Origin of the sequence: Thiomonas sp. SCN 64-16 (genome assembly GCF_001725585.1) — a bacterium.
In the GTDB taxonomy this organism is placed as follows: Bacteria; Pseudomonadota; Gammaproteobacteria; order Burkholderiales; family Burkholderiaceae_C; genus Thiomonas; species Thiomonas arsenitoxydans.
On sequence record NZ_MEGQ01000011.1, the window covers coordinates 1 to 24,873 of the forward strand.

30 protein-coding genes are annotated in these 24,873 nt (G+C 63.2%); 27 read left to right on the forward strand and 3 right to left on the reverse strand.

Translation table 11 applies throughout. The features are described 5' to 3' along the window. Together ABT24_RS04505 and ABT24_RS04510 are read right to left on the reverse strand one after the other, a co-directional pair. Positions 1-459, reverse strand: a 459-nt coding sequence (locus tag ABT24_RS04505) for an ATP-binding cassette domain-containing protein (RefSeq protein ID WP_286737404.1), incomplete at its 3' end; no start/stop codon positions are given. Between the two features lie 88 nt (positions 460-547). Then, on the reverse strand, positions 548-2,503 hold the full coding sequence (locus ABT24_RS04510) for an AMP-dependent synthetase/ligase (protein WP_276727706.1): 1,956 nt from the start codon (positions 2,501-2,503) through the stop codon (positions 548-550). Positions 2,504-2,677: 174 nt separating this feature from the next. On the opposite strand from ABT24_RS04510, the gene ABT24_RS04515 reads away from it, so the two are divergent. From ABT24_RS04515 to tatC, 24 genes are all read left to right on the forward strand, one after another. Continuing rightward, positions 2,678-3,355, forward strand: a complete 678-nt coding sequence (locus ABT24_RS04515) for a Crp/Fnr family transcriptional regulator (RefSeq protein ID WP_276727703.1) — start codon at positions 2,678-2,680, stop codon at positions 3,353-3,355. Between the two features lie 93 nt (positions 3,356-3,448). After that, complete coding sequence (locus ABT24_RS04520; RefSeq protein WP_013105143.1) at positions 3,449-4,282, forward strand: ABC transporter ATP-binding protein; 834 nt, start codon at positions 3,449-3,451, stop codon at positions 4,280-4,282. After that, complete coding sequence (gene mlaE / locus ABT24_RS04525; RefSeq protein ID WP_013122577.1) at positions 4,279-5,064, forward strand: lipid asymmetry maintenance ABC transporter permease subunit MlaE; 786 nt, start codon at positions 4,279-4,281, stop codon at positions 5,062-5,064. Before ABT24_RS04520 ends, mlaE begins: the two co-directional genes overlap by 4 nt. A gap of 27 nt (positions 5,065-5,091) precedes the next feature. Next, positions 5,092-5,568 (forward strand): outer membrane lipid asymmetry maintenance protein MlaD, encoded by a 477-nt coding sequence (mlaD, locus tag ABT24_RS04530; protein WP_013105145.1) that lies wholly within the window; start codon positions 5,092-5,094, stop codon positions 5,566-5,568. Continuing rightward, positions 5,565-6,401, forward strand: a complete 837-nt coding sequence (locus tag ABT24_RS04535; RefSeq protein WP_156053213.1) for an MlaA family lipoprotein — start codon at positions 5,565-5,567, stop codon at positions 6,399-6,401. Before mlaD ends, ABT24_RS04535 begins: the two co-directional genes overlap by 4 nt. Positions 6,402-6,473: 72 nt before the next feature. Continuing rightward, a complete protein-coding gene (locus tag ABT24_RS04540) occupies positions 6,474-7,106 on the forward strand; it encodes an MlaC/ttg2D family ABC transporter substrate-binding protein (protein WP_276727698.1) in 633 nt (210 codons plus the stop codon). Between the two features lie 13 nt (positions 7,107-7,119). Continuing rightward, positions 7,120-7,410, forward strand: coding sequence for an STAS domain-containing protein (locus tag ABT24_RS04545; RefSeq protein ID WP_156053210.1), 291 nt, complete (start codon positions 7,120-7,122; stop codon positions 7,408-7,410). 62 nt (positions 7,411-7,472) lie between these two features. After that, positions 7,473-8,372, forward strand: coding sequence for an ABC transporter ATP-binding protein (locus ABT24_RS04550; protein WP_156053209.1), 900 nt, complete (start codon positions 7,473-7,475; stop codon positions 8,370-8,372). Further along, the gene (locus ABT24_RS04555) at positions 8,369-9,124 is read left to right on the forward strand and encodes an ABC transporter permease (RefSeq protein ID WP_276727693.1); all 756 of its coding nucleotides are present in this window, start codon (positions 8,369-8,371) and stop codon (positions 9,122-9,124) included. The genes ABT24_RS04550 and ABT24_RS04555 overlap by 4 nt, the downstream gene beginning before the upstream one ends. A 5-nt stretch (positions 9,125-9,129) precedes the next feature. Further along, positions 9,130-9,381 carry a BolA family protein gene (locus tag ABT24_RS04560; protein ID WP_276727690.1) on the forward strand — a complete coding sequence of 84 codons (252 nt, stop codon included), beginning with the start codon at positions 9,130-9,132 and terminating at the stop codon, positions 9,379-9,381. A 70-nt stretch (positions 9,382-9,451) separates the two neighbouring features. Beyond that, positions 9,452-10,744 carry a UDP-N-acetylglucosamine 1-carboxyvinyltransferase gene (gene murA / locus ABT24_RS04565; RefSeq protein ID WP_276727687.1) on the forward strand — a complete coding sequence of 431 codons (1,293 nt, stop codon included), beginning with the start codon at positions 9,452-9,454 and terminating at the stop codon, positions 10,742-10,744. Positions 10,745-10,753: 9 nt separating this feature from the next. Continuing rightward, complete coding sequence (hisG, locus tag ABT24_RS04570) at positions 10,754-11,422, forward strand: ATP phosphoribosyltransferase (RefSeq protein WP_276727683.1); 669 nt, start codon at positions 10,754-10,756, stop codon at positions 11,420-11,422. Beyond that, the gene (gene hisD, locus ABT24_RS04575; RefSeq protein ID WP_276727680.1) at positions 11,419-12,756 is read left to right on the forward strand and encodes a histidinol dehydrogenase; all 1,338 of its coding nucleotides are present in this window, start codon (positions 11,419-11,421) and stop codon (positions 12,754-12,756) included. Before hisG ends, hisD begins: the two co-directional genes overlap by 4 nt. A gap of 12 nt (positions 12,757-12,768) precedes the next feature. After that, positions 12,769-13,854, forward strand: coding sequence for a histidinol-phosphate transaminase (hisC, locus tag ABT24_RS04580; RefSeq protein WP_276727677.1), 1,086 nt, complete (start codon positions 12,769-12,771; stop codon positions 13,852-13,854). A 58-nt stretch (positions 13,855-13,912) separates the two neighbouring features. After that, the gene (hisB, locus tag ABT24_RS04585) at positions 13,913-14,500 is read left to right on the forward strand and encodes an imidazoleglycerol-phosphate dehydratase HisB (protein ID WP_276727674.1); all 588 of its coding nucleotides are present in this window, start codon (positions 13,913-13,915) and stop codon (positions 14,498-14,500) included. A gap of 80 nt (positions 14,501-14,580) precedes the next feature. Beyond that, positions 14,581-15,240 (forward strand): imidazole glycerol phosphate synthase subunit HisH, encoded by a 660-nt coding sequence (gene hisH, locus ABT24_RS04590; protein WP_013105157.1) that lies wholly within the window; start codon positions 14,581-14,583, stop codon positions 15,238-15,240. Positions 15,241-15,294: 54 nt separating this feature from the next. After that, positions 15,295-16,029, forward strand: a complete 735-nt coding sequence (hisA, locus tag ABT24_RS04595; RefSeq protein ID WP_013105158.1) for a 1-(5-phosphoribosyl)-5-[(5-phosphoribosylamino)methylideneamino]imidazole-4-carboxamide isomerase — start codon at positions 15,295-15,297, stop codon at positions 16,027-16,029. A 32-nt stretch (positions 16,030-16,061) separates the two neighbouring features. Further along, a complete protein-coding gene (gene hisF / locus ABT24_RS04600; protein WP_276727671.1) occupies positions 16,062-16,835 on the forward strand; it encodes an imidazole glycerol phosphate synthase subunit HisF in 774 nt (257 codons plus the stop codon). A 47-nt stretch (positions 16,836-16,882) separates the two neighbouring features. Next, positions 16,883-17,638, forward strand: coding sequence for a bifunctional phosphoribosyl-AMP cyclohydrolase/phosphoribosyl-ATP diphosphatase HisIE (hisIE, locus tag ABT24_RS04605; RefSeq protein ID WP_276727731.1), 756 nt, complete (start codon positions 16,883-16,885; stop codon positions 17,636-17,638). 10 nt (positions 17,639-17,648) lie between these two features. After that, the gene (locus ABT24_RS04610; protein ID WP_156053198.1) at positions 17,649-18,017 is read left to right on the forward strand and encodes a DUF4870 family protein; all 369 of its coding nucleotides are present in this window, start codon (positions 17,649-17,651) and stop codon (positions 18,015-18,017) included. A gap of 29 nt (positions 18,018-18,046) precedes the next feature. Beyond that, a complete protein-coding gene (locus tag ABT24_RS04615) occupies positions 18,047-18,397 on the forward strand; it encodes a histidine triad nucleotide-binding protein (RefSeq protein WP_013105161.1) in 351 nt (116 codons plus the stop codon). 25 nt (positions 18,398-18,422) lie between these two features. Continuing rightward, positions 18,423-18,665, forward strand: coding sequence for a Sec-independent protein translocase subunit TatA (tatA, locus tag ABT24_RS04620; RefSeq protein ID WP_013105162.1), 243 nt, complete (start codon positions 18,423-18,425; stop codon positions 18,663-18,665). A gap of 125 nt (positions 18,666-18,790) precedes the next feature. Next, the gene (gene tatB, locus ABT24_RS04625) at positions 18,791-19,279 is read left to right on the forward strand and encodes a Sec-independent protein translocase protein TatB (protein ID WP_276727668.1); all 489 of its coding nucleotides are present in this window, start codon (positions 18,791-18,793) and stop codon (positions 19,277-19,279) included. A gap of 78 nt (positions 19,280-19,357) precedes the next feature. After that, the gene (tatC, locus tag ABT24_RS04630) at positions 19,358-20,161 is read left to right on the forward strand and encodes a twin-arginine translocase subunit TatC (protein ID WP_013105164.1); all 804 of its coding nucleotides are present in this window, start codon (positions 19,358-19,360) and stop codon (positions 20,159-20,161) included. An 18-nt stretch (positions 20,162-20,179) separates the two neighbouring features. Here the strand turns inward: tatC and ABT24_RS04635 are convergent, their stop codons facing one another. Continuing rightward, on the reverse strand, positions 20,180-21,361 hold the full coding sequence (locus ABT24_RS04635) for a S1C family serine protease (protein ID WP_276727665.1): 1,182 nt from the start codon (positions 21,359-21,361) through the stop codon (positions 20,180-20,182). Positions 21,362-21,424: 63 nt separating this feature from the next. Here ABT24_RS04635 and ABT24_RS04640 point away from each other — a divergent pair, with 63 nt between their 5' ends. The 3 genes from ABT24_RS04640 to apbC all read left to right on the forward strand — a co-directional run bounded on the left by ABT24_RS04640 (position 21,425) and on the right by apbC (position 24,867). After that, positions 21,425-22,168 (forward strand): Nif3-like dinuclear metal center hexameric protein, encoded by a 744-nt coding sequence (locus ABT24_RS04640; protein WP_276727662.1) that lies wholly within the window; start codon positions 21,425-21,427, stop codon positions 22,166-22,168. Beyond that, positions 22,137-23,189, forward strand: coding sequence for a 4-hydroxythreonine-4-phosphate dehydrogenase PdxA (gene pdxA / locus ABT24_RS04645; protein ID WP_276727658.1), 1,053 nt, complete (start codon positions 22,137-22,139; stop codon positions 23,187-23,189). The genes ABT24_RS04640 and pdxA overlap by 32 nt, the downstream gene beginning before the upstream one ends. Positions 23,190-23,775: 586 nt before the next feature. Next, entirely contained in the window at positions 23,776-24,867 is a 1,092-nt protein-coding gene (gene apbC / locus ABT24_RS04650) for an iron-sulfur cluster carrier protein ApbC (protein WP_276727655.1), read from the forward strand. Positions 24,868-24,873 lie beyond the last annotated feature (6 nt).

The following is a 24,873-nucleotide window of genomic DNA, read 5'->3' on the forward strand; positions in this document are numbered from 1 at the left end:
AGGCAGACGTCCCACAGGCACTTTGCGCCAAGCCTGGATTTCGAGGAAATCGATGATGCGTTCGGCCACCAAGCGGTGCGTGACCTCCTCGCGCACGGCTGGTCTGAGCCGCAAGGCCTGAGAGAGCAGGCCGCAGCGCATGTGCAGATTGCGACCCGCCATGATGTTGTCGAGCACGCTCATGCCCGCGAACAGCGCCAGATTTTGGAAGGTACGTGCAATGCCCAATTTTGCCGCGAGAACGGGGCGCATCAAACCCAGCGCTTGGCCGGCAAAAGTCAAGCGTCCCTGCTGGGGCTGATAGACGCCATTGATCACATTGAGCAGCGAACTCTTTCCGGCGCCGTTGGGTCCGATGATCGCCCGGATTTCGCCTGGCTGAACATCGAAGCCGATACTCTGCAGCGCCTTGATGCCACCGAATCGCAGGTGGATATCTTCCAGCCGCAACACCGGCATTTGGGTTGCGGCGAGCGCTTGCGCCGACGAAGGATGTGTGAAGGCTGATGCGGTGTCGAGCAGGGCGGCCATGGTGGGTCTCACGAGATCAGGCAGCCGAGCGCAGTGCCGGGTAAACCTGGGCATTGCGCAGTCTCAAGTCAGACTGAACGGTGCCCGTGCGGCCATCGTCAAAGCGCACCTGCACGCTCAGATGGTGATGAGTCTGAGCGGGGTCATACAACGCAGCGATAAGACTGCCGTATTTTTCTGCCACGAAACGGCGGCGTACCTTTCGAGTCCGTGTGAGTTCGTCGTCGTCCGGATCGAGCTCCTTGTGGAGTACGGCAAAGCGGTGGATCTGCAAGGCGGCCGTGTGTGGGTCTGCGGCAAGATCGGCGTTGACCTTGGCTACGCATTCAGCCACAAGGTCGGCGACTTCTGACTTGCCTGAAAGATCGGCGTAACCGGTGTACGGCAGACCGAACTTTTCGGCCCAACTCCCCACCGCTGGAAAGTCGATATTGATCATTGCGACCACATGGTCGCGTCCTGCCCCAAAGGCCACCGCCTCTTTGATCGCCGGGAAAAACTTCAGCCTGTTTTCAATCAGTTTGGGGGCAAACAACGCTCCGCCCGAGAGTGCCGACACATCCTTGGCGCGATCGATAATGCGCAGCTGACCGTCCGGTTCCAGCCAACCGGCGTCTCCGGTGTGGTACCAACCGTCGGCATCGAGCACTTCGGAAGTGGCCTCCGGGTTCTTGTAGTACTCGCGCAGCAGACCAGCGCTGCGAAGCAGAATTTCTCCGTGCTCAGCGACCCGCAGTTCCACGCCCGGCGCTGGAAGACCGACGCTGTCGCTGCGCACGCCGTTATCGGGTTGCATGCAGACGAAGACGGCGGTTTCAGTGGAGCCATAGAGCTGTTTGAGGTTGATGCCAATAGACCGATAGAAACGGAATAGTTCCGGCCCGATTGCCTCTCCCGCGGTATAAGCCACGCGGATTCGGCTCATTCCCAGCACGTTGCGCAGCGGCGCCAGCATCAATAGGTCGGCTATGGGCAACAACAAGAGATCAAGCTTGCGGGGCGGTTTGCCGTTGTCTTTCGCCGCGTGCACCCTTTGGGCGATGGCCAGACTGGCGTCGAACAAGCGGCGCTTGGGGGGTGCGGCATCGTCCATGCGCACGCGCACGTCGGTGAGCAGCGCTTCGAATACCCGGGGCGGGGCGAAGTAATAGGTCGGGCCGATTTCGTGCAGGTCGATCGCCACTGTCGAAGGCGATTCCGGGCAGTTCACCGTGTATCCGCAGACCAGATGCTGGGCGTAGGAAAAGATGTTCTGTCCGATCCAAGCCGGAGGCAGGTAGGCGAGCACCTCTTCCTGTGGCCCAAGTCGGTCAAAGGCAGCACCGGCACGAGCGCGGTCGATCAAACTACCGTGCGTGTGCACAACCCCTTTGGGTTTGCCGGTGGTGCCAGAAGTGAAGAAGAGTGCAGCCACGTCGTCTGTCTCGATGGACTGCACGACGGCATCGAAGCCGCCAGAATGCCGAGTCCACCAGTCAGTGCCCTCGGTTTCAATCTGATCAAGACTGAGGAGACAGGCCGCCTCGGCCTTTCTGAGCCCGCGCGGATCGTGATAAAGAATGTGCTGCAGAAATGGAAGCTGATCGCGGATGTCCAGCAGCTTGTCGACCTGCTCCTCGTTCTCCGCCACCGCGAGTTTCACCTCGGCGATTTGCAGTGGGTAGACCAACTCGGCTGCGACGGCGTCCTGGTAAAGCGGTGCGGGGATTGCGCCCAAACATTGAGCGGCCAGCATGGTGGCATAAAGGCGCGGCTGGTTCTCGCCGATGATTGCAATATGGTCGCCTCGGCTGACCCCCAATTTGGCAAGGCCACCTGCAAGCTGCTGTACCCAGTCGAGTGCCCGATCCCAGGTGGTTTCCTGCCAGATGCCCAACTCCTTTTCGCGCCACGCGATTCCCTTGGGACGGATTCTGGCCTGCTCGCAAAGAAGCTGGGGGAATGTCCTCCCAGCGGAATGCGCATACTCCATGTCTCCTCCTTTGGCTACCGGGTAGACGGTTACAACCGAATGACAAAAACCCAGGTGAAATTACATTTTGAAACGGAGTGTATGCAGTTGTTTGGTGCATATTTGTCTTCCAGCTGACAATTCATCCAGAAAATGACTAGGGATTACACGGAGAGTGAAGGGTCGTGCGCTTGGATGCATGTCCTGACCGAGCACGAGCGAGAGCGGGTGCGTGGCTCCTTGCATCGGCAAAATGTTGATGCGGGTGCGATGGTTTGTCACCGTGGCGAGGAGGCGCGGTACTGGGTAGGTGTGCTGGACGGGCTGGTCAAGATTTCCTCGGTCTCGGTCAGCGGAAAATCTCTGACTTACACGGGCGTGGCACCGGGCGGATGGTTCGGTGAGGGCACTCTGCTAAAAAGCGAGCATTGGCGCTATGACGTCATTGCGTTGCGCAATAGCCATATCGGTCTGTTGCCGGCCGAGTGCTTTTTCTGGCTGTTGGACCGTAGTCTCGAGTTCAATCGGGTCATCGTCAACCAACTCAACGAGCGGCTCGGGCAGTTCATAGGCCAACTCCAAATTGACCGACTTTCAGGCGCAGATGAACGGGTTGCCCGTACGGTTGCTGCTATGTTTCATCCCATCCTTTATCCCGGCGTGGATAGGTGGCTGCGTATCTCTCAGGAAGAGCTTGGATATCTCTGCGGTCTATCGCGTCAACGGGTGAACAAGGCGTTGAGTCATCTCTGCAGTCTGGGATTACTGCAGCTACGCTATGGCGGAATTGAAGTGCCCGATCTCAATGCGCTGCGGGCATACGAATCCGACGGGGCCGAGGGCGAAGCATCGGTTCTGCGAGGTCTAGGGTAAGTCCTTAGAATGCGCCAGTTGCCCTGCGGTGCGGGGCATTTTCCGAAGAGAAGACTGAATCGTCTGTCTTTCCCGCCCAACATCCCTCCAAACATGCAAGACACTTTTGCTCGGCCCATTGTCCAGATCGACGCGCTCGATTTTGGGTATGGCGAGCGGCCGATTCTGCGTCACATCGACATGACCATTCAGCGGGGTCAGGTGGTCGCGGTGATGGGCGCATCGGGCGGGGGGAAGACCACGCTGCTGCGGCTGATCGGCGGGCAGGTCAGGCCCCAGCGGGGTTCGGTGCGGTTCGAGGGACAAGACCTGGCCGGGGCGTCGCAGGATCAGATTTTCGCCATGCGGCGGCGCATGGGCATGTTGTTTCAGTTCGGCGCCCTGTTTACCGATATGAGCGTGTTCGACAACGTGGCTTTTCCGCTGCGTGAGCACACGGATTTGCCGGATTCGATGATTCGCGATCTGGTGCTGATGAAGCTCAACGCCGTCGGGCTGCGTGGAGCGCGCGATCTTTATCCTGCAGAGCTTTCGGGCGGGATGGCGCGACGGGTGGCGATGGCGCGGGCCATTGCGCTCGATCCGGCGCTGGTGATGTATGACGAGCCGTTTGCCGGACTCGACCCCATTTCGCTGGGGATTTCGGCGCGGTTGATCCGCAGCCTCAACGACGCGCTGGGCCTGAGCAGCATTGTGGTGTCGCATGATGTCGAGGTGACTTTCGACATCGCCGATTATGTTTATATCCTGGGCAATGGCAGCTTGATCGCCCACGGCACGCCGCAGCAGATGCGCGAGAGCACCGATCCCCTGGTGCATCAGTTCGTGCGCGGCGAGCCCGACGGCCCGGTGCATTTTCATTACCCGGCCGCGGCGATTGGGGATGATTTTTTGCGGCCTGACAGCGTGCGCAAGGAGCGGGCATGACGGTGGCTGACAGACTGGTTTCCATCGGCGTTGGCACGCGGCAACTGCTGTCCAGCCTGGGTTATGCGGCGCGCTTGTTCGTGCGGCTGCTGTGGCTGGTCGGCCGGGTGTTCATGCGTCCCAGCCTGCTGATTCAGCAGATGTATTTTCTCGGCAATTTGTCGCTGGTCATCATTGCGGTGTCAGGCCTGTTCGTCGGCTTCGTGCTGGGGCTGCAGGGTTACTACACCTTGTCGCGTTACGGTTCGTCGAGCGCGCTGGGGGTGCTGGTGGCGCTGTCGCTGGTGCGCGAGCTCGGGCCCGTCGTCACCGCCTTGCTGTTTGCCGGTCGCGCGGGCACCTCGCTGACTGCCGAAATCGGCCTGATGAAGGCCGGCGAGCAGATTGCGGCGATGGAGATGATGGCCGTCGATCCGGTGGTGCGGGTGCTTGCTCCGCGGTTCTGGGCTGGCGTGATTGTCATGCCCCTGCTGGCGGCTGTGTTCAGCGCGGTGGGCATCATGGGCGGCTATGTGGTGGGGGTGGTGATGATCGGCGTCGATGCCGGGCAGTTCTGGTCGCAGATGCAAAGCGGCGTCGATGTGTTCAAGGATGTGGGCAATGGGGTGATCAAAAGCGTGGTGTTCGGCCTGGCCGTCACCTTCGTCGCGCTGTTGCAGGGCTGGCGCAGTCAGCCGACGCCCGAGGGCGTGTCGCGGGCCACCACGCGCACCGTGGTCATTGCTTCGCTGGCGGTACTGGCACTGGACTTTGTGTTGACCGCCATGATGTTCAGCACCTGAGGGCATGAGGCCCTGGAGTTGTCGCAAATGAATCAACGAAAAATCGATCTGTGGGTGGGCATACTCGTTGTGCTGGGAGCTGCCGCCTTGCTGTTTCTGGCGCTCAAGGCGGGCAATCTGCTGCAGATCAACTGGGGGCCAACCTATACGGTGACGGCCCGGTTTGACAATATCGGCGGCCTCAAGGCGGACGCGCCGGTGAAAAGCGCGGGCGTGGTCGTGGGGCGGGTGACGTCCATCACCTTTGACAATCAGACCTTCCAGGCCGATGTGCACATGGCCATCGATCAGCGTTTCAAATTCCCGGTGGATACCTCGGCCAAGATTCTGACGGCCGGTTTGCTGGGCGATCAATACATTGATTTCAGCCCCGGCGGCAGTGAAAAGAATCTCGCCAACGGCTCAGTGATTCGCAATACCCAGTCGGCCGTGGTGCTCGAAAATCTGATCGGTCAATTCCTCTACAACAAAGCCGCTTCGAGCGGGGCGGGAGACGGCAAATGAAACCGATGGCGCGATTCATTCCGCTGCTGGCGCTGGCTGCCCTGGGCGGCTGTGCCACGCACAACCCGCAAGACCCGCTAGAGCCTTACAACCGGGCGATGTTCACCATCAATGACAAGGTCGACAAGGCCGTGCTCAAGCCAGTTGCCACCGGCTATAAAGCCGTCACGCCCACGCCGATTCGCCACGGTGTGACCAATTTCTTCGGCAATTTTGGCGATGTGTGGTCGATGACCAATGACTTTCTGCAGGGCAATGTGCACGATGGTTTGAGTACCTTTATGCGCGTGGGGGTCAACTCGGTGTTCGGTCTGTTCGGCACCCTCGACATCGCCACAGAGATGGGCATTTACAAACACCCCAACGATTTCGGGCTCACGCTGGCGCGCTGGGGCGTGGGTTCCGGGCCGTATGTGGTGCTGCCGTTCTACGGACCGAGCACGGTGCGCGACGCCGCTGGCACCGGGGTGTTTCTCGCTTATGGCCCAACGGCGCAGATCAGCCCGCCCAGCGCCAGCTACGGCGCGCTGGCGCTCAATCTGGTGAATACCCGCGCCAATCTGCTGAGCGCCTCCAATTTGTTCGACCAGATTGCGCTCGATCCCTACGTCTTTACACGCAGCGCCTACGAACAGCGCCGCAAATCCCAGGTTGAAGAGGTGCGCGACCGGCCCATCATCGATCTGGGCGAGCCCAATCCGCTGGCTAAGTACAGCTACGACGACGCGAACGGGGGCCTGATGAGTTTTGCCTCCCCGACGCCAACTGCCGCGGCCAGTGCGGCGAACTCGGCTGCCAAGGCAGACGCCAAGCCAGACGCCCCCTCGCACTGAACCGACTGCCGCTGTCATCCTCAGGGGCGGCCGCGCGTTAATCGACACAACACAAGAACTGGAGAACCTCCCATGCTTCGACGCCACTTCATGGCTTTATCCCTGTCCTCCGCGGTGATGCTGGCCGGGGTTCCGGTGCTCGCTCAGGCCGCAGACACGCTCTCGCCGCCGCAATTGATCGAGACCATGTCGAACGAGATCATTCGCGATGTGCAGCAGGATCCAAAACTACGCTCGGGCAATCCCGAGGTGGTCATGCAGTTCGTGGAGCAGAAAATCCTGCCCAATGTGGACTTCCAGAAAATCACTCAGAGCGCCGTGGGGCGCTACTGGCGCGAAGCCACTCCGGCACAGCGCACCGCGCTGGAGCAGCAGTTCAAACAACTGCTGGTCTATACCTACGCCGGCGCCGTCAAGCAGATCAAGGATCAGAAGGTCAAGATGCTGCCTTACCGTGAACCCGCGAATGCGCAGGATGTGACGGTGCGCACTCGCGTGATCAACAACGGCGAACCGCTGCAACTCGACTACCGCCTGGAGAACACCCCGGTTGGCTGGAAGATCACCGATGTCAACGTCATGGGCATCTGGCTGGTCGACAACTACCGCAGCGTGTTCGCCCAGGAGATCGGGCAAAAAGGCATCGATGGCCTGATCGCCACGCTGAAGGAAAAAAACCAGAACCTCGCCCAGGCCAAGGGCTGATCTGGATTGCACCATGCCGGTTTACGCCCTGCCCGCCGACCTGACCCTCGATACCGCCTCGGCCGTGCGGCGCCAAGCGCTGGCGACTTTAGGTGAGGCTTCGGGTGCGCAGTCAACGCCTTGGGTGGTCGATGCGGGCGCCTTGCACACCTTCGATTCCGCCGCGCTGGCCCTCTTGCTCGAATTGCGCCGTGTCGCCCCTCAGCAAGCCCTAGAGGTAAAGGCCATTCCTGCCCGATTACGTGATCTGGCGAAGGCTTACGGGCTTGAGTTTCTGTTCGGCCCGGCAGCCGAGCATCCCTGATTTTTCTCGCCCGAGCGGAGCGGCGCGTCGCGCCCGGTCTGCGCGGGCGCTGTTCATCGTCCATGTCATCAAATCCTCCTGCTGTTTCCTTTGATCGCGTCGTCAAGCAGTACGGCCAGAACCTGGCCGTCGATGGCGTCGTGCTCGACATTGCCGACGGCGAGTTCTTCGGTCTGCTCGGCCCCAACGGCGCGGGAAAAACCACGCTCATCAGCATGCTGGCCGGCCTCACGCGCCCGACTTCGGGTCATGTGCGAGTGGCCGGCTTTGATGTGCAGCGCGACGCCGCTGCGGCCCGCCGTCTGCTGGGCGTCGTCCCGCAGGAACTGGTGTTCGACCCGTTTTTCACCGTGCGCCAGGTGCTGCGCATTCAATCGGGCTATTTCGGCTTCAGGCAGAACGATCCGTGGATCGACGAATTGCTGCACAACCTCGGGCTAACCGCGCAGGCCGACAAGAACATGAGGGCTTTGTCCGGCGGCATGAAACGCCGGGTGATGGTGGCGCAGGCGCTGGTGCACCGGCCGCAGGTCATCGTGCTCGACGAGCCCACTGCGGGAGTCGATGTCGAACTGAGGCAATCACTGTGGGAGTTCATCGCCCGGCTCAACGCCGAAGGCCATACCGTGCTGCTCACCACGCACTATCTCGAAGAAGCCGAGGCGCTGTGCAAACGCATCGCGGTGATCAAGGGCGGCAAGGTGGTCGCGCTCGATCGCACCGAGGCGCTGCTGCAGCGGTTTGCGTCGTCGGTGCTGTACTTCCGCCTGCTCAAGGGACGCTTGCCCGAAGGGCTGGGCGCCGAGCAGGGCGGGCGCGTCGCGCTGGCGGTGCGGGGCGCGCAGGATGTGGAGGCCAAGCTCGCCGCGCTGCGCCAGGCGGGCTGTGAGATCGATGAACTGGAGCTGCGCCGCGCCGACCTCGAAGACGTGTTTCTCGAATTGATCGGAGCCGCGCGATGACCGGGCTGTACACCCTGCTGCAGAAGGAACTGCAGCGCTTTATCAAAGTGGGCTTCCAGACTGTCGCGGCTCCCGTGGTCACGGCGCTGCTCTATCTGTTGATTTTCTCCCACGCCTTCACGGCGCACTTGCAGGTGTTTGGGCATGTGCCGTACACCGCCTTCCTCATCCCTGGTCTGATGATGATGAGCGTGTTGCAGAACGCGTTCGCCAACACCTCGTCTTCGCTCATCCAGTCCAAGATCACCGGTAATCTGGTGTTCGTGCTGCTGTCGCCGCTCAAACCCTGGGAACTGTTCGCGGCCTATGTGGGCGCTTCGGTGCTGCGGGGGCTGATGGTCGGCGCCGGGGTGCTGCTGGTGACGATGTGGTTCGTCCCGCTGACCTTTGTGTATCCGCTATGGATTCTTATTTTTGCCATTCTGGGGGCGAGCATGCTGGGTGCGCTCGGCCTGATTGCCGGTATCTGGGCGGAGAAGTTCGATCAGATGGCCGCCTTCCAGAACTTCATCATCACCCCCGCGACGTTTCTCTCGGGCGTGTTCTACTCGGTTCACAGCCTGCCGGGTTTCTGGAAACTGGCCTCGCACCTCAACCCGTTTTTCTATCTGATCGACGGCTTCCGCTATGGTTTTTTCGGCTCGGGCGATGTCTCGCCCTGGATCAGTCTGCTGGCGGCGCTGCTGGGTAACCTGCTTTGCGGCGGCATCGCCCTGGCCATGCTGGTGCGCGGCACCAAACTTCGGAACTGAACCCCATGTCTCTTCCCACCCCCCAAGACCTCCACCGCTACATCGCCGCGGGGCTGGAATGCAGTCATCTGCACGTCGAAGGTGATGGCCAGCATTTTTACGCCACCATCGTCAGCGCGGCTTTCGAAGGACGCAACCGGGTGCAGCGGCACCAACTGGTCTACGGGGCACTCGGCGAGCGCATGCGCGCGGAAATTCACGCGCTGTCCATGAAAACGCTCACCCCGCAGGAATTCGCGGCATTACCGAACGCCTAGAATCCTGCCTTTTTCGCGCGCGACGACGCGTGCTGCTGGGTAGCGCAAGACTGCCGAGCTGAAGGTCATCATGGACAAACTCAGAATCACCGGGCAGCGCACGCTGCAAGGCGTGGTGCAGGCCAGCGGGGCGAAGAACGCCGCGCTGCCGCTGATCGCCGCCGCGTTGCTCACCGCCGAGACCGTGCAGTTGAACAACGCGCCGCAGCTCATGGATGTGCGCACCCTGGCCAAGCTGCTGCGCAGCCTGGGCGCTCAGGTCGAACAGGACGGCGGGCAGATCCGCCTCAGTGCCGCAGCGGTGAATCACTACGAGGCGTCGTATGAACTGGTCAAGACCATGCGCGCCTCGGTGCTGGTGCTCGGCCCCTTGCTGGCGCGATTCGGGCAGGCGCGGGTGAGCCTGCCCGGAGGTTGCGCCATCGGCGCACGCCCGGTCGATCAGCATATCAAGGGCTTGCAGGCGCTGGGGGCGGACATCGCGGTGGAACATGGCTATATCGTGGCCCGCGTGGCGACGCCTTCGGGCCGGTTGCGCGGCGCGCGCATCACCACCGACATGGTCACCGTGACGGGCACCGAAAACCTGATGATGGCCGCCACGCTGGCCGAGGGCGAGACCCTGATCGACAACGCGGCGCGCGAGCCCGAGATTGTCGATCTCGCCAATCTGCTGCGTGCCATGGGCGCGCAGATCCGCGGCGACGGAACCTCGCAGATTCGCATTCAGGGCGTGGACGCCTTGCACGGCGCGTCGCACCGCATCATTCCCGACCGCATCGAAGTCGGCACTTTTCTGTGCGCCGCCTTGGCCGCGCGCGGCGATGTGACGGTGCAGGGGGCCGAGCCGTCTCACCAGGATGCCTTGCTCGACAAGCTGCGCGAAGCCGGAGCCCAGATCGACACCGGCGCCGACTGGATTCGCCTGCGGGCCGATGCGCTGCCCGGCGGTCGTCCGCGCGCCGTCTCGGTGCGCACGACCGAATACCCCGGCTTTGCCACCGATATGCAGGCGCAGTTCATGGCGGTCAACTGCCTGGCAGACGGCGCCGCGCGCATGACCGAGACCATTTTCGAGAATCGCTTCATGCATGTGCAGGAGCTCATGCGGCTGGGTGCGCAGATCGATATCGACGGTCACACCTGCGTGGTGCATGGCGTGCCGCAGCTCTCGGGCGCCACCGTCATGGCGACCGACCTTCGCGCCTCGGCCGGCCTGGTGGTGGCGGCGCTGGCGGCTGAAGGCGAAACCGTGATCGACCGCATCTATCACCTCGACCGCGGCTACGACGCCATGGAGGTCAAGCTGCGCGGCCTGGGCGCGCAGATCGAACGTATCAGCGACCGCATCAGCGGCAAGTAAGGAACCGACATGCTGACCCTCGCACTGTCCAAGGGACGAATTTTCGAAGACACCCTGCCCATGCTGGCGCGGGCGGGCATCACGGTGTCTGGCGATCCCGAGTCCACGCGCAAACTCATCCTGCCGACCAATCGGCCCGATGTGCGCGTGGTGCTGGTGCGGGCCAGCGATGTGGCCACCTATGTGCGCTACGGCGGCGCCGACATCGGCGTGGCCGGGCTGGACGTGCTGCGCGAATACTTCGCCGGCAGCGGGGCGGACGGCTTGTATCTGCCGGTCGATCTGGGCATTGCCCGCTGCCGCCTGAGCGTGGCGGTGCGGCATGATTTCGACTACACAGGCCAGGTCAAACAGGGCGCGCGTCTGCGGGTGGCCACCAAATACCTGCACATGGCGCGCGAGCACTTCGCCACCAAGGGCGTGCACGTTGATCTGGTCAAGCTCTACGGTTCGATGGAACTGGCGCCGCTCACCGGGCTGGCCGACGCCATCGTCGATCTGGTTTCTACCGGAGGCACGCTCAAGGCCAACGGCCTAGTTGAGGTGGAACACATCATGGACATTTCCGCGCGTCTCATCGTCAACCAGGCCGCGCTCAAAACCCGCACGGCTTTGCTCAAACCCCTGATCGACCAACTGCGCCAAGCCGCGCAAGCCACCGAGGAGGCTGCTGCATGAACGCCCCGCTCAATGCTCCGGTCCATGCCCTGCAACTGCGCAGGCTAGACGCCACCGGCCCCGACTTCGAGACGCAATACCGCGCCCTGTTCGCCCGCATGGCCGATGAAAACGCCGAGATCGATGCCCGCGCGGCCGACATCCTGCGCGATGTGCAGCAGCGCGGTGATGCCGCCGTGCTCGACTACACGCGCCGATTCGACCGCCTGGACGCGCCCGACATGGCCGTGCTCGAGATCAGCCAGGCCGAGTTGCAGGCCGCGCTTGCCACCATCACTGCGGAGCAGCGCAGCGCGCTGGAGGCGGCCGCCATCCGGGTGCGCCGCTACCACGAGCGCCAGTTGCAACAAGTCGGCCAGAGCTGGGAGTACCGCGATGAAGACGGCACTCTGCTCGGCCAGAAGGTCACGCCTCTCGACCGCGTGGGCATTTACGTGCCCGGCGGCAAGGCGGCCTATCCCTCTTCGGTGCTGATGAACGCCATTCCGGCGCATGTGGCCGGTGTGCAAGAGATCATCATGGTTGTGCCTACGCCGGGCGGCGAGCGCAATCCGCTGGTGCTGGCCGCAGCGGCCGTGGCCGGCGTGAGCCGCGCCTTCGCCATCGGCGGGGCGCAGGCGGTGGGCGCTCTGGCTTACGGCACGGCCACCGTGCCCGCGGTGGACAAAATCGTCGGCCCTGGCAACGCCTATGTGGCTGCGGCCAAGCGGCGGGTGTTCGGCGTTTGCGGCATCGACATGATCGCCGGGCCGTCCGAGATTCTGGTGCTCGCCGACGGCAGCACGCCGCCCGACTGGGTGGCGATGGATCTGTTCAGCCAGGCCGAGCATGACGAACTGGCGCAGAGCATCCTGCTCTGTCCGGACTCGGCCTATATCGACGCCGTGGCCGAGGCCATCCACCGGCTGCTGCCCGACATGCCGCGCAAGCACATCATCACCGCCTCGCTGAACGGCCGCGGCGCGCTTATCCGCGTGCGCGACATGGCGCAGGCCTGTGCGCTGGCCAACCGCATCGCGCCGGAGCATCTGGAGATTTCCGCGCAGAACCCGCATCGATATGTGCCCGCGCTCAAGCACGCTGGCGCGCTGTTTCTCGGCGCTTACACCTCCGAGTCGCTCGGCGACTACTGCGCCGGGCCCAACCATGTCTTGCCCACTTCGGGCACGGCCCGGTTCTCCTCGCCGCTGGGGGTGTACGACTTCATCAAGCGCTCCAGCATCATCGAGGTCAGCGCCGAGGGCGCGCAGCAACTCGGCCGTATCGCCAGCGTGCTGGCCCACGGCGAACGCCTGACCGCGCACGCCCGCGCCGCCGAAATGCGGCTGCGCTGAAACGGAAATGCCATGAGCCGATTCTGGAGCGAAGTCGTTCACGGTCTGACCCCTTATGTGCCGGGCGAACAGCCGCAGATCGACGGGCTGATCAAACTCAACACCAACGAATGCCCCTATCCGCCCAGCGACAAGGTGCTGCAGGCTATCGCGGCGCAGACCACGGGCGATTTGCGTCTGTACCCAGATCCGCAGGCCACCGGGCTTAAGGCCGCGATTGCACACCATCACGGACTGAAGGCCGAGCAGGTCTTCGTCGGCAACGGCTCGGACGAAGTGCTGGCGCATGCCTTCATTGCGCTGCTGCGGCATCCAGCGCCGCTGCTGCACCCCGACATTTCCTACAGCTTCTATCCCGTTTACGCCCGCCTGTATGGCATCGAGACGCGCGAGATCGCGCTGCGTGCCGACTTCTCGATTGCCGTCGATGACTATTTGCAGGCCGGGCCGAATGGCGGCATCATCTTTCCCAATCCCAATGCCCCAACTGGCATGGCGCTGCCCCTGGCGGAAGTGGAACGTCTGCTGGCGGGTAATCCCGATTCCGTGGTGGTGGTCGATGAGGCGTATGTCGATTTCGGCGGGCAGACCGCTGCACCCTTGATCGACCGCTATCCGCAATTGCTGGTGATCCGTACCCTGTCCAAGGCCTGGGCGCTGGCCGGCTTGCGCGTGGGCTATGCGCTGGGCCACCCCGATCTGATCGAAGCACTCAGTCGGGTGAAAGACAGCTTCAATTCCTATCCCCTAGACCGTCTAGCGCTCGCTGGTGCCACAGCCGCCCTGTCAGATGCCGCCTGGCTGGCGCAGACCAGCGCACGCATTCAAGCCAGCCGTGAGGCCTTGAGCGAAGGCCTGCGCGCGCGTGGGTTCGAGGTGCTGCCTTCGCAGGCGAATTTCGTGTTCGCGCGCCACCCCGCACACGAGGGCGCAAGCCTGGCGGCGCAGTTGCGCGAGCAGCGCATTTTGGTGCGGCAATTCGCCCGCCCGCAGCGCATTGCCGACTTCCTGCGCATCACCATCGGCACCCCGCAGCAGTGCGAAGCCTTGCTGAACGCTTACGACGCCGTTGCGCAGCAGACGGCGGCGTCGCGCTGACGTTAGGATTGCGCCTATTGACCGCCGTATTGACCGCCGTTTTTGACGCCACTTTCCCATGCGCACTGCCCAGGTTTCCCGCAACACCGCCGAGACGCAAATCACCGTGTCCCTCAACCTCGACGGCACCGGCGTCTCCAAACTGTCCACCGGTGTGGGCTTCTTTGATCACATGCTCGACCAGATCGCCCGGCACGGGTTGATCGACCTCGACATCCAGGCCAAGGGCGATCTTCATATCGACGCGCATCACACGGTCGAAGACGTGGGCATCACGCTGGGCCAGGCGCTGGCGCGGGCCATCGGCGACAAGAAGGGCATCCGCCGTTACGGCCATGCCTATGTGCCGCTCGATGAAGCCCTGAGCCGCGTGGTCATCGATTTTTCAGGCCGCCCCGGTCTGGAATGGCATGTGCCGTTCACCCGTGCGATGATTGGCGAATTCGACGTCGATCTGGCCCACGAGTTCTTTCAGGGGTTGGTCAACCACGCCGCCATCACCGTGCATGTCGACAATCTGCGCGGTGACAACGCGCATCACCAGTGCGAAACCGTGTTCAAGGCTTTCGGTCGCGCCCTACGGGCGGCCGCCGAGCGCGATCCTCGCATGGGCGAGTTGATTCCCTCGACCAAAGGTTCGCTGTAAATTGGCATTACAGGTCCGCTCTTGTCTTTCTGTCTTTCGCGCTGCTTTGCTGAAGTCAAACCGCCTCCTTCCCTGAATCGATGAAACGCGTTGCCGTTGTGGACTATGGCATGGGCAATCTGCGCTCGGTGTCGCAAGCCGTGGCGCATGTCGCCGCAGGCTCCGAGTTCGACGTGGTCGTGACCTCCGACCCCGCCGTGGTGCGCGCAGCCGACCGCGTAGTGCTGCCCGGCCAGGGCGCCATGCCCGACTGCATGCGTGAGCTGCGCGAGTCCGGCCTGCAAGAGGCCGTGCTGCAAGCGGCAGCCAGCAAGCCGCTGTTCGGCGTGTGCGTGGGCATGCAGATGCTGCTCGATCACAGCACCGAAGGTCATGTCGATGGTCTCGGCCTGATTCCCGGCCAGGTGCAGCGCTTCGAGCTCGACGGCCAGTTGCAGCCCGATGGCAGCCGCTACAAAGTGCCGCATATGGGCTGGAACGCGGTGTGGCAGGGTCGCGATGCGCGTGGGGCGCTGCATCCGCTATGGGCGCAGGTGCCTGATGGCGCGGCGTTCTACTTCGTGCACAGTTTTTACGCCGCGCCGCAAGACGGCAGCCACAGTGCGGGCGAGACCGAGTATGGCGTGCGGTTTGCCAGCGCGGTGGCGCGCGACAATCTTTTCGCCACCCAGTTTCACCCCGAAAAAAGCGCCGACGCGGGGCTGATGCTGTATCGCAATTTTCTGCACTGGTCGCCCTGACGGTGCGGTTTCCTCAACTTTCTTCGAGCCACTCTTTTCATTTGCCCTGACATCATGCTGCTCATTCCGGCAATCGACCTCAAGGACGGCCAGTGCGTTCGCCTCGAACAAGGTGAAATGCAAGGCGCCACGGTGTTCTCCAAAGATCCCGCCGCCATGGCCCGGCACTGGATCGACCAGGGCGCTGAACGCCTGCATCTGGTCGATCTCAACGGCGCCTTCGCCGGCAAGCCGCGCAATGCCGAGGCCATTGCCGCGATTCTCGACGAGGTGGGCGATGAGATTCCGGTGCAGCTCGGCGGCGGCATCCGCGATCTCGACACCATCGAGGCCTATCTCGATCAGGGCCTGAGCTTTGTCATCATCGGCACGGCCGCGGTGAAAAGCCCCGGCTTCCTGCGCGATGCCTGCAGCGCCTTTGGCGGGCACATCATCGTCGGCCTCGATGCCCGCGACGGCAAAGTCGCCACCGATGGCTGGAGCAAACTCACCGGTCACGAAGTCGCCGATCTGGCACGCAAGTTCCAGGACTACGGCATCGAAGGCGTGATCTACACCGACATCGGCCGCGACGGCATGCTCACCGGCATCAATATCGAGGCCACCGTGCGACTGGCCGAAGTGCTCGACGTGCCGGTCATCGCCTCCGGCGGCCTCTCAGGCATGGACGACATCGAAAAGCTCTGCGCGGTGGAAAGCAGCGGCGTCGAAGGCGTGATCTGCGGCCGCTCCATCTACACCGGCACGCTCGATTTCGCCGCCGCCCAACGCTACGTCACCAGCCGCTGACGCGGCCTGACGCGACTCTAGGCGCACCCATCATGCTGTTCAAACGCATCATCCCCTGTCTCGACGTGAACGGCGGCCGCGTGGTCAAAGGCGTCAACTTCGTCGGACTGCGCGATGCCGGCGATCCGGTGGAAATCGCCGCTCGCTACAACGCCCAGGGCGCGGACGAACTCACCTTTCTCGACATCACCGCCACCAGCGACGCCCGCGATCTGCTGCTGCACCAGATCGAGGCGGTCGCGTCGCAGGTCTTCATTCCGCTCACCGTGGGCGGCGGCGTGCGCACCGTGGACGACGTGCGCCGCCTGCTCAACGCCGGGGCCGACAAGGTCAGCTTCAACTCCGCCGCAGTGGCCAACCCGCAAGTCATCGCCGATGCCTCGGCCAAATATGGCGCGCAATGCATCGTCGTGGCCATCGACGCCAAGCGCCGCGCAGACGGCGAGGGCTGGGAGGTCTACACCCACGGCGGCCGCAAGGCGACCGGGCTCGACGCCGCGCAGTGGGCGGTGCGCATGGCGCAGGCGGGGGCGGGCGAAATCCTGCTCACCAGCATGGACCGCGACGGCACCAAGATCGGCTTCGATCTGGCGCTCACCCGCGCCGTGTCAGACGCGGTGAGCGTGCCCGTCATCGCCTCGGGCGGCGTAGGCAGTCTCGACCATCTGGCTGCGGGCTTTCTCGAAGGCCACGCCGACGCCGTGCTCGCCGCCAGCATCTTCCACTACGGCGAATACACCGTGGGGCAGGCCAAGCAATACCTGGCCGGGCGAGGCATCGCCATGCGGCCCGATCTGGCGCTGTGAGCGTCCTGCGCAAACTGCTGGGTCAGGGCGGGGGTGGAACGCCTAAAATCCATTCCATGAACTGGCTCGATCAAGTCAAATGGGATGCCCGCGGGCTCTTGCCCGCCATCGCGCAAGACGCGCATACTGGGCGCGTGCTCATGTTCGCCTGGATGAACCGCGAGGCGCTGGAGCTGACGCACCAGCGCGGCGAAGCGGTGTATTGGTCGCGCTCGCGCCACAAGCTGTGGCACAAGGGCGAAGAGTCCGGCCATGTGCAGACCGTGCGCGATATCCGCCTCGATTGCGACGGCGACGTGGTGCTGCTGCAAGTGGAGCAGGCGGGCGGCATTGCCTGCCACACCGGGCGCGAGTCCTGTTTTTTCAACAGCCTCGATCACGGCCATTGGAAGGTGGCTGATCCGGTACTGAAAGACCCGGCACAGATCTATGACGGCGCGTCCGCGCATGGGCAGGTTGACGCAGCCGGGGCCGCCGATTCCAGCGCGGCGCTCGCGCGCATCTACGCCACCATCGTCAGCCGCAAAGGGGCCGACCCGAGCGCTTCTTATGTGGCGCGGCTGTTTCACAAGGGCGAAGACGCCATTCTGAAAAAAATCGGCGAAGAAGCTACCGAACTCGTCATGGCGGCCAAGGATGGCGAGGCGGAGAAAATTCTGTACGAGACCGCCGACCTGTGGTTCCACAGCCTGATCGCCCTGGCCCAGCATGGCCTCACGCCGCAGCAAGTGCTTGCCGAACTGGAGCGCCGCGAAGGCAGGTCGGGTCTGGCCGAGTTTGCCGCGCGCGCGGTCAACCCCTGAGCTCGGCGCCATGAACGATCCAAGAACCCTCATCGATCAACCCGGCCCTCAAGACGTCGAGGGTCTCAAAACGATTGCGCTGGTCGTCTATGTGTTGCAGGCGCTGAGTTTTTTCTGGGGCATCACGGCGGTCATCGGCGTAATCATCGACTATGTGAAGCTCGATGACGCCCGCGGCACCTGGGTGGAGAATCACCTGCGCTGGCAGATTCGCACCTTCTGGTGGGCGCTGTTCTGGTCGGTGATCGGCTTTGCCCTGATCTGGGTTTTTGGTCTAGGTTTTCTGGTGCTGGCCGTGGTGTATTTCTGGACCATTTACCGTGTGGTCAAAGGCTGGCTCAAACTCACCGAGCGCAAGCAGGTGCGTCCTTCTCTCTGAATCTTTTCCCTCGCTATTGCCGTCCCGCCATGACTGATTCCCAATGCATTTTCTGCAAAATCGCCGCGGGTGAACTGCCCGCCAAAGTGCTGTACCAGGACGAGGATGTGGTCGCATTTCACGACATTCACCCGGCGGCGCCCGTCCATTTCCTGATCATTCCCCGACTGCATCTATCGTCTTTGTTCGATGTGGGTACGGAGCATCAGGCTTTACTCGGTAAAATGTTGCAGCTTGTACCCCGACTGGCGCGTGAGCAGGGTTGTGATGACGGGTTTCGTACCGTCATCAACACCGGCCAGAATGGAGGGCAGGAAGTGTTTCACCTGCACTTGCACGTTATGGGCGGTCCCCGTCCGTGGAAAAAACAGGCCCCTTAATTTTTTTGCGGCGAAGGAGTAAATCATGGGCTCATTTAGCATTTGGCACTGGCTGATCGTGCTGGTGATTGTGATGATGGTGTTCGGCACCAAGAAGCTGAAGAACATGGGTTCCGACCTCGGTTCTGCGGTGAAAGGTTTCAAGGACGGCATGCGCGATGCCAGCGCAGATGACAAACCTGCCGAGGCCGACAAACAGCTTGCCGCCGAAGCCAGCGCCAAGAAAGAAGCCATTGACGTGCAGGCCAAAGAGAAGTCGTCTTCCTGAAATTGGCCCTCACCGCGAGCCGGCAGCGATGCCGGTTTTTTGTCTTGCCCCGATTTTTTGTATCTCTTTTGTATCTCTTTTCCTGCTCGGCTTGCCTGCTGAGCCATTGCTCCCACTGACCGCCCATGTTTGACATCGGAATGTCCGAAATCGGCCTGATCGGCGTGGTGGCCCTAGTTGTACTCGGGCCGGAGAAACTGCCGCGCGTGGCTCGCACTGCGGGCAATTTGCTGGGCCGCGCGCAGCGCTACTTGGCTGAAGTGAAGGCCGAGGTCAATCGCCAAATCGATCTTGAAGAGCTGCGCAACGTGAAATCGTCCCTTGAGACCGCAGCGCAGGATATGAAAAAGTCGGTGAGCGACAACGTGGCCGAGGTTCAGGGCAGCTTTGATGATGCCTGGAAGGAAGCCACGGCGGGTCTGAGCGGCGAGGCCGAGCCTTCCATGGCCGATGGTTTTTCGTCCCCCAGTCTGCCCAGGCCGGACTATCCGACCAAGAAACGCAAAAAACTCTCGGGCAATACGGTTCCGCAGTGGTACCGGCGGCAGGCGCGTGTGCGCACCCAGGCCTTGTCGGGTGCGGCGCGCATGGCGCGTTATCGCGTCAAACGCTGATCGCCGTGGTGATCAGCGTGCCGATGCGGCGCCCCTTCTGCTTGTTCCATCCTCTCTTTGCAATCGAGTGCATCGCCCGTGTCTGACCCCAAGAAAACAGTGACACCGGACAGCCCCGAGGCCGAGCAGCCGTTCATCTCGCATCTGATCGAGCTGCGCAATCGACTCATCCGCGCCATTGCGGCCATCGGCGTGGTGTTCCTTGTGCTGTCGATCTACCCCGGCCCCTCGGGCCTGTTCGACCTACTGTCCCAACCGCTCATCGCGCATCTGCCCAAGGGCTCGACGATGATCGCCATTGGCGTGATCTCGCCTTTTGTGGTGCCCATCAAGGTCACGCTGCTGGTGGCGTTCATGATCGCCTTGCCTGCAGTGCTCTATCAGGTCTGGGCCTTTGTTGCGCCCGGTCTCTACACCCATGAAAAGCGCTTGGTCATGCCGCTGATCATCAGCAGCACGCTGTTGTTTTATATGGGGGTGGCGTTTTGCTACTTCTTTGTGTTCGGGCGCTTGTTCACCTTCATTCAGGGGTTTGCCCCGAAAGTGATCACCGCCGCCCCGGACATCGAGGCGTACTTGAGTTTCATGCTGACCATGTTCATGGCGTTCGGCACCGCGTTCGAGGTGCCGGTGGTGCTCATGGTGCTGGTGCGCTTCGGGCTGGTGACGGTTGAGCAGCTCAAATCCTGGCGCAGCTATTTCATCGTGGTGGCGTTCATCGTGGCGGCCATCGTCACGCCGCCGGATGTGGTGTCGCAGACTTCGCTGGCGCTGTCGATGATTCTGCTGTTCGAGGTCGGCATTCTCGCGGCGAAGTATCTGGTCAAGTATTCAGCGCCGCCTTCCGACGAAGAGAAAGACGCGCAGTCGCCAGCAGCCTGAGCGCTACGCTAAACAAGCTCAGGGCAGCACGCCTTCTCCGTTTTCAGCGGGCGGCATCTGGCCGATGTTCTGCGGACGGGTGCCGATGCGGACCTGCAGCGTGGTGGCCTTGCCGCCGCGCAGCACCTTAATCGCGGCTTCGCTTCCGGGCGTGAGCGCCGCCACGGCGTTAAGCAGTTGGCCGGTATTGACCACCGGCTTGCCCGCCACATCGAGCACCACATCGCCGGGGCGCACGCCCGCCTCGTCAGCCGGGCCTTTGCGCAGCACGCCGATGATCACCACGCCTTCCGGATGCGGCAGATTCAGGGTGCGCGCGAGCTGATCGGTCACGTCCTGCGGTTCGACGCCGATCCAGCCGCGAACCACCTGTCCGGTGCTGATGAGTTGCTGCATGACATTGCGCGCCGTCGAGACCGGAACGGCGAAGCCGATGCCCAGCGAGCCGCCGCTGCGCGAGAAGATGGCGGTGTTGATGCCAATGAGGTTGCCGTTCGCGTCCACCAGCGCGCCGCCGGAGTTGCCGGGGTTGATGGCGGCATCGGTCTGGATGAAGTTCTCAAAGGTGTTGATGCCCAGCTGGGTGCGGCCCAGGGCGCTGATGATGCCCTGCGTAACCGTCTGGCCCACGCCGAACGGATAGCCGATGGCCAGCACCACATCGCCCACATGCGCGTTGGCATCGCTGCCGAATGTGATGACCGGTAGCTTGTTCAGCCCGATGCGCAGCACCGCGAGATCGGTATCGGGATCGCGCCCGACCAGGGTGGCCCGGGCTTCGCGTCCATCGGACAGCTTGACTTCGATCTGGTCCGCGCCTTCGATGACGTGGTTGTTGGTGAGGATGTAGCCGTCCGGGCTGACGATCACGCCCGAGCCGAGGCCGACGGTCGGCTGGCGGCTGCCCTGAAACTGGCGCAGCCAAGGGTCACGGCCCGGCAGACGGCGCGGAGCCTTCGAGGTGGTGATGGAGACGACGGCCGGCATGGCCTTGAGCGCTGCGGCGCTATAGCTTCCCGCAGCGGGCGCAGCGGCAGGCGCGGCCGGGGCGTCCTGAATGGTGACGACAGCCGGCGCGCTCGCCAGCGTGGAATCCGGAGTGCCAAAGCACACCCATTCCGGCTTGAGGGTGGAGACGACGAACAGCGCGGCGAGCGCAATCGTCACAGTCTGGGAAAATAGTAGCCAGAGGCGTCGCATACAGAGACCGAGTGAGGAGTTGTCTCCCCACATGGCGGCGCGTCATCACGCTTCAAGGCCACCATGCGCAGAGACCATTTGCAGGGCGAAATCGACACTTATCTCGATTGCGCGCGTTTTACCGATTATTGCCCAAACGGCCTGCAGGTCGAGGGTCGGGAAGAGATTGCGCGCATTGTCACTGGCGTTACGGCAAGCCTGGCGCTGATCGAGCGCGCCATCGCGCTGCGGGCCGATGCGCTGCTGGTGCATCATGGCTATTTCTGGCGCGGAGAAGATCCACGCATCATCCGCCAGAAGCGCAAGCGCCTGGTGCTGCTGCTAGCCGCCGATCTCAACCTGTTCGCCTATCACCTGCCGCTCGACGCGCATGGCGAAGTCGGCAACAACGTCATGCTGGCGCGGCGGCTGGGCTGGTCGGTACAGGGCCGCTTCGGCAAACAGCAACTGGGCTGTCTGGGCAGCGCGCCGCAAGCGACCATCGGCCAACTCGCGCAGGCCGTTGCGCGCGATCTGGGGCGCACGCCCCTGGTGGTGGGCGAGGCCGATGCGCCTGTCGGGACATTGGCCTGGTGCACCGGCGGCGCGCAGGACTGGATCGAAGACGCCTGGGCCGCGGGGGCGCGCACCTTTGTCAGCGGCGAAATTTCCGAACCCACGGCGCATTTCGCGCGTGAAATGGGCATCACTTATCTGGCCTGCGGCCACCATGCCACCGAGCGCGACGGCATTCGTGCGCTCGGCGACCATCTGGCCGCTCACTACGGACTCGACCATGTCTTCATCGACCTCGACAACCCCGCCTGAATCGTCGCCCAGCCGCCCGATCGCCCTGACTATGGGCGACCCCTGCGGCATCGGCCCCGAAACCCTCGTGCGGGCCTTTGCGCAAGGCGAGGCGAATGGGTGCGTGGTTTACGGCGACGCGGCTTGGCTGGCCCGCACAGCGCGCATCCTGCGGTTTTCACCCGACAGCAGCCGTCCGGCCATCGTGGAACTCGACGAACTGGCCGAGTGGAAGAAGGTTCCGCGCGGGGCCATTCCCGTGCTGCCCATCGTCGCGCTGCCTGCCGATCTCGTCACCGGGCAGGTGGACGCCCGCGCGGGTGCGGCTGCCTACGCGTGCATCGAAGCCGCGGCCCAAGACGCCCTCGCGGGTCGGGTGGCCGCCGTGGTGACGGCGCCCATCCACAAAGCGGCGCTGCATGCCGCGGGCGTGAACTTTCCCGGACATACCGAAATCCTGCAGCACATCGCGGGCGGCGTACCCGTGCGCATGATGCTGGCCAACGAGCAACTCAAGACCGTGCTGGTGACTGTGCACATGGCCTTGCGGCAAGCCATCGATGCGGTGACGACCGAAGCGGTTTTGCAGACCTTGCGCATCGCCCATCAGGCTGCCCGTGGCTGGGGGCTGGCGCAGCCGCGCATCGCCGTTGCCGGGCTGAACCCGCATGCGGGCGAGTCAGGTCTGTTCGGCGACGAGGAAGAGCGGATCATCGCCCCGGCGATCGCTCAGGCGCGCAGCGAGGGCATTGCCGCCAGCGGGCCTTACCCGCCTGATACCGTGTTCATGCGCGCGCGTCACGCACCGCCCGAGCACCCGGGTGCCTTCGACATCGTGGTGGCGATGTATCACGATCAGGGCTTGATTCCGGTGAAGTATCTCGGCGTGGAGCAGGGCGTAAACGTCACGCTGGGGCTGCCCTTTGTGCGGACCAGCCCCGATCACGGTACGGCGTTCGACATCGCCGGCCGCGATCAGGCCGACCCCTCCAGCCTGATTGCGGCCATTCGCATGGCCCGCGATCTTGCCGTACTGCACTGAGAGCGCCCCCAGACCTGCCGCGTTCGCGTCTGGCTCCCGAGAGGGGGATGAGGCCTGCGGCTTCAAGCTGCCCTGCGGCAGCTTGAGAGGAGCCTGTCGGGCCGAGCGAGAATTGACTCGGGTGTTCCACCTACCCTGCTGCTTTTTTAGGCGCGGGGGCAGGAGTGATCACCATGGACATGATTGGCAAGATCCGCCGGTTGCATTTCCGCCAGCACAACGCTCTGTGCCGCGTCCGACGCAGCTTGCCTCAAGGAGTCTGTCGGGCTTGGGGCGCGGATGGCGAAAAATGGCGATGGGGATGCCCTGTGGCGGCGGATTTGCCGCCCCATAGCCGCAGCTATGGGGCAAAAAGCCGCTGGCGCAGGGCGCCGCAGCGCCATTTTGCAGCCCGCGATCCTCAAGTCCGACAGATTCCTAGGATCCAAGCCCGCCCACCAAAAACCAACTCTAAGCAAAAACCGTAGACTTATTGCCATCCGGCTGCCCAGCAGTCGCCCTCAGACCCCGGGTCAAAATTGAATCGGCACGGTGGCTCAAAATTCCATCGGCACGAACAACTCGGCACCCCTCCATCAGTTTGACCATGTCCCAAGCTCTCGATTCTGCGGTTCAGGCCGCGCTGCAAACCCTTCAAGACCCGCAAACCGGCGCTTCGCTGGTCGCGGAAAAAGCCATCAAAAACTTGCGCGTGGACGGCGGCGACGTGTCGCTCGAAGTTGAACTCGGCTACCCAGCGCGCAGCCTGCATGCCGATCTGCAAAAGCAAGTCATCGCCGCGCTGCGCGCCGTGCCGGGGGTGCAGAACGTCTCGGTGGCGGTGCGCAGCCGGGTGGTGTCGCACGCGGTGCAGCGCGGGCTCAAACCCCTGCCGGAAGTGAAGAACATCGTCGCGGTGGCCTCGGGCAAAGGCGGGGTGGGCAAGAGCACCACCGCGGCCAACCTTGCGCTCGCGCTAGCGGCGGAGGGCGCCCGTGTCGGCCTGCTTGACGCTGACATCTACGGCCCGTCCCAGCCCATGATGATGGGCGTTTCCGGCCAGCCGCAAAGCCGCGACGGCCAGAACATGGAGCCGCTCGAAAACTACGGCGTGCAGATCATGTCCATCGGCTTTCTGATCGAAGCCGACAACCCCATGATCTGGCGCGGCCCCATGGCCACGCAGGCCCTCGAACAATTGCTGCGCCAGACCGCGTGGCAAGACCTCGACTACCTCATCGTGGACATGCCTCCGGGCACCGGCGACATTCAACTGACCCTGAGCCAGCGCGTGCCGCTGACCGGCGCCATCATCGTCACCACGCCGCAAGACATCGCTCTGCTCGATGCGCGCAAAGGCCTGAAGATGTTCGAGAAAGTGGGCGTGCCCATTCTCGGCATCGTCGAAAACATGGCGATGCATGTGTGCTCCAACTGCGGCCATGTCGAGCACATCTTCGGCGCGGGCGGCGGCGAAAAGATGAGCCTTGATTTCAAGGTGGACTATCTCGGCGGCCTGCCGCTGGACATCCGCATCCGCGAGCAGGCCGACAGCGGCCGTCCCACCGTGGTGGCCGACCCGGAGGGTGCCATCGCCCAGAGCTACAAATCCATCGCCCGCGCCGTGGCAGTGAAAGTCGCGCAGCAAGGCCGCGACTACACCGCCAAGTTCCCGACCATCAGCGTGCAGAACAGCTGAACCTCT